12 protein-coding genes are annotated in these 13,177 nt (G+C 40.9%); 10 read left to right on the top strand and 2 right to left on the bottom strand.

Annotated features, from left to right (window positions below; genetic code table 11):
• The first annotated feature begins 58 nt into the window (after positions 1–58).
• From FZC79_RS02555 to FZC79_RS02525, 6 genes are all read left to right on the top strand, one after another.
• Positions 59–2,158, top strand: a complete 2,100-nt coding sequence (locus FZC79_RS02555) for an RNA degradosome polyphosphate kinase (protein WP_148945301.1) — start codon at positions 59–61, stop codon at positions 2,156–2,158.
• 207 nt (positions 2,159–2,365) lie between these two features.
• Positions 2,366–2,581 carry a hypothetical protein gene (locus tag FZC79_RS02550; protein ID WP_148940505.1) on the top strand — a complete coding sequence of 72 codons (216 nt, stop codon included), beginning with the start codon at positions 2,366–2,368 and terminating at the stop codon, positions 2,579–2,581.
• A 904-nt stretch (positions 2,582–3,485) separates the two neighbouring features.
• Entirely contained in the window at positions 3,486–4,244 is a 759-nt protein-coding gene (fadH, locus tag FZC79_RS02545) for a 2,4-dienoyl-CoA reductase (protein WP_148945300.1), read from the top strand.
• Between the two features lie 1,573 nt (positions 4,245–5,817).
• Positions 5,818–7,038, top strand: a complete 1,221-nt coding sequence (locus FZC79_RS02535; RefSeq protein ID WP_148945298.1) for an EAL domain-containing protein — start codon at positions 5,818–5,820, stop codon at positions 7,036–7,038.
• 64 nt (positions 7,039–7,102) lie between these two features.
• Complete coding sequence (locus tag FZC79_RS02530) at positions 7,103–7,345, top strand: hypothetical protein (RefSeq protein ID WP_252183220.1); 243 nt, start codon at positions 7,103–7,105, stop codon at positions 7,343–7,345.
• A 579-nt stretch (positions 7,346–7,924) separates the two neighbouring features.
• Positions 7,925–8,575: a DUF3993 domain-containing protein gene (locus FZC79_RS02525; RefSeq protein ID WP_187442612.1), complete on the top strand. Its 651-nt coding sequence runs from the start codon at positions 7,925–7,927 to the stop codon at positions 8,573–8,575.
• Positions 8,576–8,599: 24 nt separating this feature from the next.
• Here the strand turns inward: FZC79_RS02525 and FZC79_RS02520 are convergent, their stop codons facing one another.
• Both FZC79_RS02520 and FZC79_RS02515 read right to left on the bottom strand, forming a co-directional pair.
• Positions 8,600–8,851 (bottom strand): glutaredoxin family protein, encoded by a 252-nt coding sequence (locus tag FZC79_RS02520; protein WP_148945296.1) that lies wholly within the window; start codon positions 8,849–8,851, stop codon positions 8,600–8,602.
• Between the two features lie 3 nt (positions 8,852–8,854).
• Positions 8,855–9,802 carry an MBL fold metallo-hydrolase gene (locus FZC79_RS02515; protein WP_148945295.1) on the bottom strand — a complete coding sequence of 316 codons (948 nt, stop codon included), beginning with the start codon at positions 9,800–9,802 and terminating at the stop codon, positions 8,855–8,857.
• Between the two features lie 284 nt (positions 9,803–10,086).
• On the opposite strand from FZC79_RS02515, the gene FZC79_RS02510 reads away from it, so the two are divergent.
• The 4 genes from FZC79_RS02510 (at position 10,087) to FZC79_RS02500 (ending at position 12,964) form a co-directional block, all read left to right on the top strand.
• On the top strand, positions 10,087–10,344 hold the full coding sequence (locus FZC79_RS02510) for a YkuJ family protein (RefSeq protein ID WP_113928979.1): 258 nt from the start codon (positions 10,087–10,089) through the stop codon (positions 10,342–10,344).
• 200 nt (positions 10,345–10,544) lie between these two features.
• On the top strand, positions 10,545–10,700 hold the full coding sequence (locus FZC79_RS22925) for a hypothetical protein (protein WP_187442626.1): 156 nt from the start codon (positions 10,545–10,547) through the stop codon (positions 10,698–10,700).
• Positions 10,701–10,958: 258 nt separating this feature from the next.
• Positions 10,959–11,396 (top strand): cyclic-di-AMP-binding protein CbpB, encoded by a 438-nt coding sequence (gene cbpB, locus FZC79_RS02505; protein WP_148945294.1) that lies wholly within the window; start codon positions 10,959–10,961, stop codon positions 11,394–11,396.
• A gap of 71 nt (positions 11,397–11,467) precedes the next feature.
• Positions 11,468–12,964, top strand: a complete 1,497-nt coding sequence (locus FZC79_RS02500; protein ID WP_148945293.1) for an MDR family MFS transporter — start codon at positions 11,468–11,470, stop codon at positions 12,962–12,964.
• The last annotated feature ends 213 nt before the right edge of the window (positions 12,965–13,177 follow it).

The following is a 13,177-nucleotide window of genomic DNA, read 5'->3' as shown; positions in this document are numbered from 1 at the left end:
GCATTTGCTAGGATAAAAAATGATAGATAAAAAAAGTAAGAGAGGGGGAGACGACGAGATGAAGGCAGAACAATTTGATTCGCCTCACTATTATAATAACAGGGAACTGAGCTGGCTGGCTTTTAATGAAAGGGTATTGGAAGAAGCTTTGGATGACCATAACCCCCTTCTGGAAAGAATGAAATTCCTGGCGATTTTCAGTTCCAATCTAGATGAGTTCTTTATGGTCAGAGTAGCCGGGTTAAAGGATCAGGTGAAAGCCAACTATAATAAACCAGAAAATAAAGCGGGATTAACGCCGAAACAACAGCTTGAAGCGATTTCAACCAAGAACCATGAGCTGGTGGAACTTCAGGATGAGACATTTACCAACCTGATCATTCCTCAGTTGAATGATGAGAAGATTCACCTCATGAATATTGAGGACTTGAACCTTGAACAGATGACTTTCCTGGAAATCTTTTTTGAGGAACAAATCTTTCCTGTTCTTACTCCCATGGCAGTGGATGCCTACCGTCCATTTCCCATGCTATTGAACAAGAGTCTTAATCTTGTGGTGATCCTGGAGAATCCAGAAGCGGAAGATGAGGAAGAGAGGGAAAAGGTTGCGCTTGTTCAAGTGCCTTCTGTACTGGACAGAGTAATCTCCCTTCCTTCCGAAGCTGGGGAAGAAATGTACATTTTGCTGGAGAAAGTGATCATCCATTTCATTGATAAAGTTTTCAAGGGGTATAACGTCAGATCAGCAAGTGCTTTTAGAATCACCAGGAATGCGGATATGACGATACACGAAGAAGGCGCCAGAGATTTGCTGCTGGAGATTGAGAAAGAGCTGAAAAAAAGGAAATGGGGAGCAGCGGTACGCCTGGAGGTTCAAGAAGGAACCATGAATGAAAAAGTCCTTAAGTACCTGCTGGAGGAGCTTGAAATCCACAGCAAGGATGTCTATAAGGTCAAGGGGCCTCTTGATTTGACATTTCTATTCAGTTTTATCAGCAAATTAAAGAAAAAGAGGGATAACTTATCCTTTGAAGTATTTATTCCCCAGCCTCCAAGGGATTTGCAATCTTACGAAAATCTTTTCGAAAAAGCCTTTCATGAAGATCTGTTCTTCCATCACCCCTATGAATCTTTTGAACCGATTGTTGATTTTGTTTCATTGGCTGCAGATGATCCCAATGTACTTGCAATAAAGCAGACATTATACAGGGTCAGTGGCGATTCCCCTGTCATTGATGCATTAAAAAGGGCAGCGGAAAATGGAAAACAAGTAACAGTACTGGTCGAGTTAAAAGCCAGGTTTGATGAGGAGAATAATGTTCAATGGGCTAAAGAGCTTGAAAAAGCGGGATGTCACGTTATCTATGGAATGAACAACCTGAAAACACATAGCAAGATCACTCTTGTTGTCAGGAAGACCCATGGAAGAATTGACCGATTCGTGCATTTGGGTACTGGAAATTATAATGACCAGACAGCTAAACTATACACGGACATGGGCATTATCACATCGAAGAGAAAGTTTGGAATCGATGCCACAAACTTCTTTAATTATCTCAGCGGTTATACTGATAAACCCGAGTTTCATCACTTGGTTGTTGCGCCTTTTGATATAAGAGATGAATTCATCAGACTGATCGACCAGGAAATTAGATCTCATAAGACTTATGGAAACGGCCGGATCATTGCCAAAATGAATTCATTGACCGATAAAGAACTTATTATGAAAATGTATGAAGCTTCAGCAGCCGGGGTGAAGATCGACCTGATAATCAGGGGAATCTGCTGTCTGCGCCCAGGTATTAGAGGAGTCAGTGACAATATTCAAGTCCTCAGTATTGTAGGGAGGTTCCTGGAACACAGCCGGATTTATTATTTTCATCATAATGGGGAAGGGAAAATGTATTTATCTTCTGCGGATATGATGACCCGGAATATGATTAAAAGGGTAGAGATCTTGTTCCCGATTTATAGAGGAAGCATTAAGAAGAGGCTTCTGGAAATCCTGGATTTATCATTGTCAGACAATATGAAAGCCAGAAAACAGGATTCAGAGGGGAATTATCATTATGTGCAGCGAAAGGATGGGACACCTCCAATTAACAGTCAGCTCGAATTAAAAGAAGAAGCATACAAACATCTTTATTTGGAAAGCTGATCGAGAGATTTTTAAGACCATCACGGTCTTGCTTGTCAGACAGATTAATGAGTGCATAGAGTTCAATGGTTAATAGGGTTAGACAAACTCTCCTATATGCTGAGGAAGAAAACTATAAGTTGACAAAAGGCAGGAGGATAATTTACTTTTAGTGTAATGGTACTTAGCGTTGCTTGCCCAGAGTTTAACAGCAAAGGAGTATGTTTTATGACGAAGCATGAACAAATGGAAATGATCATCCTGCCAACAGATCAGGGTGAGGTGAAGGTTTTCGTTTACGGATTTAAGCCATTTGGATCGTGGGGACAAGTAGTTGTACAATTAAACGACATAACCGTCGATTCTAAAGGATACAACCGTAAAAAGACAATCATTCGGACATTGGCCCAGCTTCATCAGCTGCTCGTAAATAGTCAGGATTAAATTTAAGCTTTTAATTTTATATAGACTGAAAGCCGGTGTGAACTTAATTCACGCCGGCTTCTTTGTTTGTTGGTCTTGAAAACCCCTGGCTATGCCCGGAGTTCCAGAGAGCTTATAGCGTGGTATAGAACATCCTCTTTCTAAAGAAAAAGCCGGTTCTTTATCACTACATGTCATTCAAGCAGGAGGGGAAATACCCTTGCTGATTGGCATTAATAAAGCTTAAGATAAGCGGAGTTTTTCCGGTTAAGCTTAAGAATTGAATGTGATTTAGGGTATATAAGCGGAATATTTCCGCTTAAGCATAGTGAAACGAACTATTTTCGCATCTTTTTTGAAAATAAGCAGAATTTCTTCGCTTAATATAGCTATATTTTCAGCTGTGACTTAAATAAGCGGAATTTCTCCGCTTATTTCTCCACGTTTTTTAGCCGGAATAAATAGCCATAGAAAATAATTCATTGTGCCTTTTGATTTTAGGAAGTGAAAGAAATTCAACCTATGCGGATAACTTTTAACTATGCTTTCCCGGGGATTCCCCGCTCACTTTATATAGATAAGTCATCTTCGAATCGCTATCGCTCTTCGTGATTCCTTTATCTCATGCGAGAGCCCTAAAATCTGTACGTCGCTGAACGGCCGCTTCCGCTTTTGCTTCACCGCCCGGCCCGCGGAGTCGCCCGCCTGGAGCGGAAATCCATTTCGTTTAAAGCAGGCACAATCTTTGCGAAAACAGCCTTCTCTATAGAAATATTAAATTTAGAGACCGGAACTCCCTGTAATATGATTAATTCAAAAAAGCAAAGAGTTTTTTCTGCTGTAAGTGTTTTCATAAAGACTAAATTGTTATATAATTCTGACATGAATAAAATGAGTGATCATTCATTTATTGGGAGGATTAGAGATGAAAACAGTGATAGTAACTGGCGGATCAAACGGCATGGGGAAATATATGGCGAAACACTTTTTGGAGAAAGGAAATAATGTGGTCATTACTGGACGGGACCTTGGAAGGCTTGAAAAGACTAAAGAAGAATTTGCTTCTTTATCTGGAAAAATGGAGGTCTTCCAAATGGATGTCAGGGAGCCTGAACATGCAGCAAAGATGATTGAATTTACAGCAGGAAAATTCGGCAGCGTTGATACTTTAATTAATAATGCAGCAGGGAATTTCATTGTGCCTGCTGAAAAATTGACTCCTAACGGATGGAAATCGGTCATCGACATTGTATTGAACGGCACATTTTTCTGCTCTCATGCAGCGGCCAATTATTGGAAAGAGACTGGAACGAAAGGGAACATTATCAATATGGTAGCTACATATGCTTGGAATGCCGGTGCAGGAGTTGCCCATTCAGCTGCAGCAAAAGCCGGAGTACTCTCTTTAACAAGAACATTAGCTGTCGAATGGGGTCATAAATATGGGATTAGAACGAATGCTATTGCACCAGGTCCAATTGAAAGGACTGGCGGGGCCGAAAAGCTGTGGGAATCAGAGGAAGCGGCCAAAAGGACAATTGACAGTGTGCCGTTAAAACGATTGGGTACTCCTGAAGAAATAGCTGAACTAGCCTATTTCCTGGCTTCAGACAGCGCAGCCTATATCAACGGAGAATGTGTTACAATGGACGGGGGACAGTGGCTTAACCGCTTTCCATTTTAAGTATATCTCAACCAGTCAGCTTCATGGCTGGTTTTTTTTATTGCCTGTTTTCGTAAACTTTGTTGCTAATTAATCTATTTTTATAAGAGAACTCCATTATTCACTGTTAATAACCGGATAAGCAAGGGAGTAAAGAGCTACTCTTTCTGTTTAGAGAGAAATTGTATCCTAAAAACTCCAGGTGACCGTTTTTCGCTGTTAGGTTTCCCTCAAGAGCGGTTTGAGTGATACCAGGAGTCTGTTTTTCGCTGTTAGGTGTCCTTCGAGAGCTGGTTGAGTGACAGCAGGAGTCGTTTTTCGCTGTTAGGTGTCCTTCGAGAACTGGTTGAGTGACACTAGGAGTCTGTTTATCTGTGTTAGGTGTCCCTCGAGAGCGGTTTGAGTGATACCAAGAGTCTGTTTTTCGGTGTTAGGTGTCCTTCGAGAACTGGTTGAGTGACACCAGGAGTCGTTTTTCTATGTTAGGTGTCCTTCGAGAGCTGGTTGAGTGACAGCAGGAGTCTGTTTTTCGCTGTTAGGTGTCCTTCGAGAGCTGGTTGAGTGACAGCAGGAGTCGTTTTTCGCTGTTAGGTGTCCTTCGAGAGCTGGTTGAGTGACACCAGGAGTCTGTTTTTCTGTGTTAGGTGTCCTTCGAGAGCTGGTTGAGTGACACCAGGAGTCTGTTTTTCTGTGTTAAGTGTCCTTCGAGAGCGGTTTGAGTGACACCAGGAGTCTGTTTTTCGGTGTTAGGTGTCCTTCGAGAGCGGTTTGGGTGACACCAGGAGTCGTTTTTCTATGTTAGGTGTCCTTCGAGAGCGGTTTGGGTGACACCAGGAGTCGTTTTTCGCTGTTAGGTGTCCYTCGAGAGCKGKTTGGGTGACACCAGGAGTCGTTTTTCTATGTTAGGTGTCCTTCGAGAGCTGGTTGAGTGACAGCAGGAGTCTGTTTTTCTGTGTTAGGTGTCCCTCGAGAGCTGGTTGGGTGACACCAGGAGTCGTTTTTCTATGTTAGGTGTCCTTGCCCGTGTAGAATTATCCCGCTTCCCTAAGTATTTCCCTTGGAGGAAGCTCTTTTCTTTCTTGAGTGCTTAGATATTTGGGATGGGATAAGGCTGCACCTTACCCAACAACAATCTTTGCGAAAACAGCCTTTTACAAACTCCTCTTTTGTGGATTACATTATCCGCGTCCTGCTGCAGCGCCTAGCCCCTCGGGGTCAAATAACCTCAAGAGAATAAAAGGAAAGACCGCCTTTTTTTCTTTTGAGAACATTTGCCTGTTGGGGCTGAAAGAGGCGCTTCCGCTTTTGTTCTTGACTGCTTTAATAGATCCTTCTCCAAGAGCCTGCTTTTTATATAATATGGTAAAAAGGGCCTGCCAGCAGTTACTTCTGTTTGGATAAACGGAATTAACGGAAAAACGCTCTTACTTAATCTGTAAGCCGCTGAACAGCAGGCTCTGTTTTTTAGTTTACCACTCCATCAGTCACAATCATGGCTGAAAGCTAAATAAAAAAACCAGTCATCATTTCTCTCTCTGAAGCATCAGGATATGATATACTCAATAATATTTTATCGTATGGGAAGTGGTTGAAGATGGATCCATTGGAAGTTATAGCGAATTTGAATAGGGCTTTTCCTTATTTTCAACCGGTATTCAGTGCAGATGAACATACCATTATGGGATATGAAATATTGGGAAGATATCAGTCTGACCAAGGAATCATCAGCTTGGGGCCATTTTTCCTTGATGAGGACATTCCTGATGAATATCGGATAGAGGCGGATAATTATATTTTGTCACAGGCTTTAGAGAAATCCTTGAACGAGGGCATTTCCACAAGTTTTTTTGTAAACCGGGATGCTAACCTGCTAATGGCAGATAGAGGGCAATCACTTCTAGAGCTTTTACTGCGCTTTTGTTCCAAAGGGTTAGAATTAGAGAGAATCGTTCTCGAGATATCAGAGAAAACGTTCAGAGGGGATTTTGAGCAGTTATTTCATTTAATTCAGTATTATAAAACGTATGGAATCAAAATTGCCATAGATAATATAGGTGGAGACAGCGATCAGTGGGAAAGGCTTGCCAAAGTCAGCCCTGATATTATGAAGGTTGATCTTCAGCACTTGCGGAAAGAAGCAGGCAACACTGCATTTCACAATATTTTATACAGCCTGTCGATGCTGGCCAGAAAAATTGGTTCGACACTTCTTTTTGAAAATATTGAATTGGACTATCAGCTTCACTTTGCCTGGAAGAATGGCGGAAGGTATTATCAGGGCTTTTATCTCCAGGAACCGTCAGCCCATTTTCTGAAAAAAGAAATCCTGCGGGAAAAGTTAAAGACCAAGTGTCAGGAGTATATAGAACATGAAAAGAGACATTTAAAAGCAGTCCATGGTCTTGCGCAGCTTCTTCAGAGGGAAACCAATGAGCATATCAACCAACTAAAAAAACAAATGAATAATTTAGACAGCTTGATTATCAGCCTCTCCAAGATCGTTGGGGATAAATTCTTCCGCCTGTACATTTGCGACGGAAACGGTTTTCAGTTGACGGAGAACCTGATCAGGGAAAATAGCGGGTGGGAAGCACTTGACGGTTTTAAAGGGAAAAACTGGAGTTGGAGGCCGTATTTTCTTGAAAACATCATGAGGATGCAAAATAAGAATGCAGGATTGCTTTCAGATTCTTACAGTGATATTGAAACGGGTGAGATGATCAGGACTTTTTCCTACCCATTAGGCGAGAACCACTATCTTTTTATGGACTTGGCCTATGATTTCTTGTATGACCAGGATGGAATACATTATTAGAATACAGAATAGTTGATGCTTCAGTGGGCACCTTAACCTTAAAAGCTTATTAAGGGGTGGTATGATGAGCAGTTTTATTATGGTCCTTATGCTGATTAGTGCAGGCGTGCTTGTTCTGTCCTTTTTATACACACTTAAGGTGGCTCGTCAGCAGAAAGCATTAAAAAATGAACTTGATACAGATCTGCCGGATAAGGTACAGGAGCATCCCTATACAAGGAATCCAATTTTTCTAACGTATTTAATTGCTGCTGTACTTGTTATATTATTTATCATTTATAAAGCGGTTGATTTATACGCTGTGTGAATATTTGTAAATATTAGAGGGTGTATTCGTTTAGATTGTCGTTTTCGGGAAGATTCCAAGAGCTGGATTTTTGCCGTGGTACTGGGGCTTTTCTCTCTGCAGGAGTAGAGCAGCTCTTTGCTTTCTTGCTATGATATTTTCGATGAAGTATGGTGTTATTTTACGATTTTTATGTTAATAGCAGCAAAGTCTGCGAAATGAGCCTTATAAAAAGAGAAAAGAATAAGCAGGATTCAGAGGAGAAGAGTGTATCATGTGCTGATGCAGTCTTCTTCTTTTTGTGGAATGTTAAAAGCCCGATTTTCGCCTGTATACTAAGGTTTTCACTCTGAACGAAGAGAAGCTCTTCCAGTTCCAGCATCCAACCCTTTCCTCAGAGAGAAAACTTGACATTAAAAAACTGGTAAATTATTCTTTACTGTCTTTTTAGTTTTACAAATATGACAAAAGGGAAACAGAATAAATGAAATTAATAAATGAATCTGTCTGCTTTTGTTAGTAAAATGCGAATGATTTACATACTATCGACATGCAAGGGTTGCTACAATGGAAAAGAAATCCAAAGGAGAGAAGATAAAGATGATGAAAAAATTTAAGAAACTAACCGCAGTATTGATTTCAGCTATTTTTTGTATCATATTCATTGAACCTGCGACCGCCCTGGAGAAAGATGGAATTTTTGAAAGGGTTGAAACTTCATTTAATAAGCAGGTATCTTTGAGTGAAAAACCGAGGGAAATGAACGAAATTGACGCTATCTTAAATACTCATTTTACGGAAAGTTTCAAGAAGAAATTCGTATTGGAAAATGTCATTGAAACGGATGAAGGCTTCCAGACTTTCGGCTCAGACTTTGCCTCTTATTATATTCCCAATTTCAGCTATACAGACAAAACAGAAGCTGTTAAGAAGGGTGAAACTGTCTACCTGTATGAATATATTACTTATGAAGAAGGACCTGTTTACTTTGAGGACGGGTATCAGGGGGTTAAACTGGTAACAGAAAATGGCGATTTGAAAGTGGATGATATTTTCTTTACACTCCCAAAAGAACTGGAAATGAGAGAGAACGGAAAAGAAGCTTCCTCGACTGAAGAAGTTCAAGAATTGGAAACGGCAGAAGGGGAGGGTGTTTCATCTCCCCTTTCTGTTTCCTATAGAAACAAACTGTACATTATTTTTCAAGGCTATTTCCTTGATGACAGCCGGTACTTTTCAAATATTATCTGAGAATGCAATTTGACACAAGATGTGTCAATTTTTTTTGTTTATTTTCAGCAATTCAGCAAGTTGTGCTAGATCAGAGCTGTATAATACTTCATCATCTACCAGTACCAAAGGAGTTGACATTGCTTTGTACTTCTCTAATAATTCTTTTCTGAAGACAGGATCTTTTTTGATATCCTTTTCTGTGTAAGGAATACTATGATGGGCTAAAAGTTCCTTGACGAAAGTGCATGGAGGGCAGTCTGGCTGCGTATACACCGTGATGTTTCTTTGCTTCAATCTTCACACTTCCTTTTTAGATTGGGTTTTATTAAGGTAGTCGATAAGGCCCATGGCTGAAACCTTCATATCCAAATCCAGCAGACGGAGGAAATCCTCATTTCCTCTCAGCCTGTCATCTGAATTCAGGACTTCTTTTTTTAGTGCTTCTGTCAATGCAGGAAGCTGTGTTTCTGGTTTGTTTTCTTTAGTGATTCGAATAGCAGTATCCATAAATATTTTCAACCATTTTTTTATCTCTGTCAAAACTTTTGCCGGCTCTTCAGAAATACCAAAATGTCCGAAGTAAATTCTGTCCAATTCTAATTCACTGTAAAGAGCAAGTGATTGAATCATCTCCTCGGGGTTGAACTGATTAGGAGAAGTGGACGGCAAATAAAGAGCTTCCCCTTCCAAGGTGTATCCATAATTGATTCCCGCAGTGTCCCCAGTGAATATTCCTTTGGATTTATTATCATATATACTAAAGTGATGCCGTGAATGACCCGGCGTATCGAAAAAGGTCAAAGTACTGTCAGGGCTTAGTGGAAGTTGTTCATTGTGTTTTTTTATGATGACCCTTTCTGGGGGTACAGGGGTGATAGGATGGAATAAGCGATCAAAATCCTTTCCATATACCTGTCTTGCACCTGCTTCAAGTTTTTCTGGGTTTATCAGGTGTCTCGCTCCTTTTTCGTGGACAATAATCGAGGCATTCCGGCATTTTTCAAGAAACAGACCTGCACCTCCAGCATGATCTAAATGAATATGGGTTACAATGATATTTTTTATTCTGTCCAATGAAATCCCCATTTGTTCCAGTCCCTCAATCAAACGGGGAATAGAGGGGCTGGCAGAAGTTTCAATTACTGTCACTTCTTCTTCTTTGATGATATATGCACCCGTTCTGAAGCGTTCGTTCAGATCAAAAAGGTCAATAATGGATATTCTATCTTCACTGTTTATAATCATTTTACTGTCTCCTTTTGAGGAAAAGGCATTAATCTTCAGGTGCCCTTTCTATAGCTTCTTTTGAGGTTAATTATAGCTGATTCAAAATCAAAATCAAAAAATTCTGTTTTTTTCTTGAGAAGGGAAAGTGGTGGTGTTATGTTAAAAGGTGTGATAGAGTTGTATGTGTTTTTAAAAAGGAAACCTTTCAGCCAGATGGCGGTTTATCTCATCTTTTGAAAGGATAGAAATTGTGATAATGTAAAAGATAAGACAGAATGAAGTGAAGAAAGGAGAGACGGTCAATGTCTCAGCTTCTGGGGATCATTCAGCGTTTAAAATCATTGCAGGATGGTACAGATACAGGTGAAACACAACAGCGTTTTTTTGAAGTGAATGGTAAAAAGCTATGTCAGGTAAAGTATTTTTCTAATACGGATACATTTGAATTAGAAGTTTACACTGATGATAAGAAAGCCAACAAGTTTCCATTCGATGATATCGATATTACAGCTATCGAGATTTTTGAATTGCTTCAAGAAGAGAAGGAAAACTCCCAGTAACCGGGAGGAACGTCCTCAGCAGAAGAGAAGGTGGTCACATCGATGTGACTGCTTTCTCTTTTTTTATGCTCCTTTTGTGAAATTTGTTGTTAATTTGCTTGTCTTGCTTTTCTGCTATTTTACGCTGGTCCCCGTATGAAAAGGAGAGTGGGGGTATAGAAATAACAAGCATGACGAAAATTAATGATAGAGGTGATAGAATGAATACTGAAAAAAATCCTGAAATCATTTGTCCTGCATGCGGCCAAATAAACGTTATGGAAGATGTCCTGACTGCTTTATCAAATCAAAATGTAATGTTCGACTGCTCTTTCTGTGGACATCATAAGAAAAATATAGAGACGAAAAAGGGCTGAACAGTCTTTTAAACCCAACATATTCCTTAAAGTATGATACAATATAAGTCGGCCTTTATTTAGCTTTTTTCGTAAACTTTGCTGCAGATAAGAAGTCAATTCACCTGTGCTCTTCCTATCTAAAATAGCTTCTTCTTGTTATCAGACCATGTGTCGGGGAGTGGAGCTGCAGGGTACGGGTATAGGGGAACGGTCATTTTTCCTCGAGGCAGCAATTCATTCGAGAACAGCTTTTAATACGAGAGTGAGGGGTTCATAATGTTTTCGTTACACAGCAAGGATTTCCTGGAAGCGAATATTGCCGACTTTATAATACCGTCAGAAAAAGTTGCTCATGTTCAGAAAGCTAATACACTGGAACACGCTCTGCTCGTCTTGACGAAGAGCGGGTATTCTTCCATTCCAGTGCTCGATGCACAATTTCACCTAGAAGGATTAATCAGTTCAAGCTTGATTACAGATTCAATCCTAGGTCTTGAGCATATCGAATTCGAAAAATTGGATGAGAAAAAAGTAGAGGAAGTCATGGACGTGAATTTTCCTACGATTTCACTTCGAACCAAATTCATTAAAGCGCTTCAGCTTCTAATTGATCATCCGTTTCTCTGTGTAGTGGATGAAGACGGTCTTTTTGAAGGTATCATGACCAGGAGAGTTATCCTTAAACAGCTAAACCGTAATATACATAATGCATGATATCTGGAGCTCCCTATAACGGGGGCTCTTATTACTGATAATAGATGAATACTGGAAGAGGGGGAAGTGAGATGTCGAAAGAGGATGGCAGTTCAATCGGACAGGCTCCTAAAAGGACAAAAAGGCCTTTCGTACTTGCAGCAGTCATGCTTGCCATGTTCATGGGTGCAATAGAGGCAACGATTGTTTCCACTGCCATGCCGGCTATTGTAGGGGATTTGGGAGGCTTTTCTTTATACAGCTGGGTATTTTCAGCTTATTTGCTGATGAATGCTGTAACGGTATTGATCTATGGAAAGTTATCTGATTTATTTGGAAGAAAACCCATTATTACATTCGGCATTGTGTTATTCATGGCAGGGTCCATACTATGTGGTTTTGCGCAGTCAATGGAACAGCTGATCCTATACAGGCTGATTCAGGGATTTGGCGCAGGAGCTGTTCTTCCAATGGCGACTACCATTGTCGGTGATATTTATACTAGGGAAGAAAGAGCGAAAATACAAGGGTATTTGTCTTCTGTCTGGGGTATCTCTGCTGTCAGCGGCCCGGCAATTGGAGGCTTGCTGGTAGAGTATGTCAGCTGGCATTATGTGTTCTGGATCAACATTCCTCTTGGGGTATTGTCCATTGCTGCCCTTTGGCTGTTTCTCCATGAAGACGTAAAGAAGGAAAAGCATAAGATTGATTACCTTGGGGCTTTATTGCTGACAGTTGCGATTTCCACATTAATGTTCATCCTTGTGGAAGGGGGAGTCCATATCCCATGGGATTCACCCGCAGCTATAGCTTTGATTGCTGCAGCCATCCTTTTTTTTACAGGGTTCATTTTTCAGGAAAGAAGAGCTCCGGAACCAATGATGCCGTTCAGTATCTGGAAGGAGCGGTCTATCTTTATAGCAAATATTGTTTCACTCACTACAGGAGTGATGTTAATAGGAATCTCCAGTTTTCTTCCTGCCTTTGTTCAGGGAGTCATGGAACGAAGCCCCACAGTGGCTGGCTTCACTCTGACTACAATGTCCATCGGCTGGCCGATTGCAGCAACGGTTGCAGGAAGATTACTGCTGAAAATAGGATACTATAAGACTTCGCTGATAGGCGGATTCTCTCTGATCATCGGGAGCATTTTCTTTGTCACCATGGGTGCTGAGTCAGGGCCTTTATGGGCAGCAGCAGGTTCCTTCTTTGTGGGAGCAGGTATGGGGTTGACTTCTACATCCTTTATCGTATCCATCCAGAGTACAGTTGAATGGAAGCAAAGAGGGATTGCCACTGCTGCCAACATGTTCATGAGAAACCTGGGAAGCACCTTGGGAGCGGCGCTGCTCGGCGGGATACTGAACAGCTCTATTAAGCAGTATTTAGAGAACAAGGATAATACGAAAGCTGACATTGATGTAGTTAACATGCTTCTTGACGAGGAGAAGAGAAGTGAACTCAGCGGTCCATTAAGAGAAACCTTGCAGTCTGCCCTGACTTTTTCTCTTCATTGGGTATATATTGGGGTGTTCTCCTTCGCTCTTATCAGCCTTCTGCTTATTTTATTTCTTCCTAAAAAAACCTGAATGGGAGACGTCAGGAAGTTCACTTTGATTGATTAACGCAGTCAATAAGGAGGAGGCCGGCACAAACTAGGAACCGAGGTATTTAGAGATGCTCCCAGACAGGTCGAATTAAACAGGATGACGGTGTTCAAATAGGGGTGTAATAGATGCAGGCAGGTGATCCTGTGCGCGGCGCAAGATCCTAATGAATTTTCAGTTCAGTGGAAAACGAGG

The sequence above is a fragment of the Rossellomorea vietnamensis genome, assembly GCF_008180615.1.
GTDB classification, from domain to species: domain Bacteria; phylum Bacillota; class Bacilli; order Bacillales; family Bacillaceae_B; genus Rossellomorea; species Rossellomorea vietnamensis_D.
This window is presented reverse-complemented; position numbering and strand designations above follow the sequence as displayed.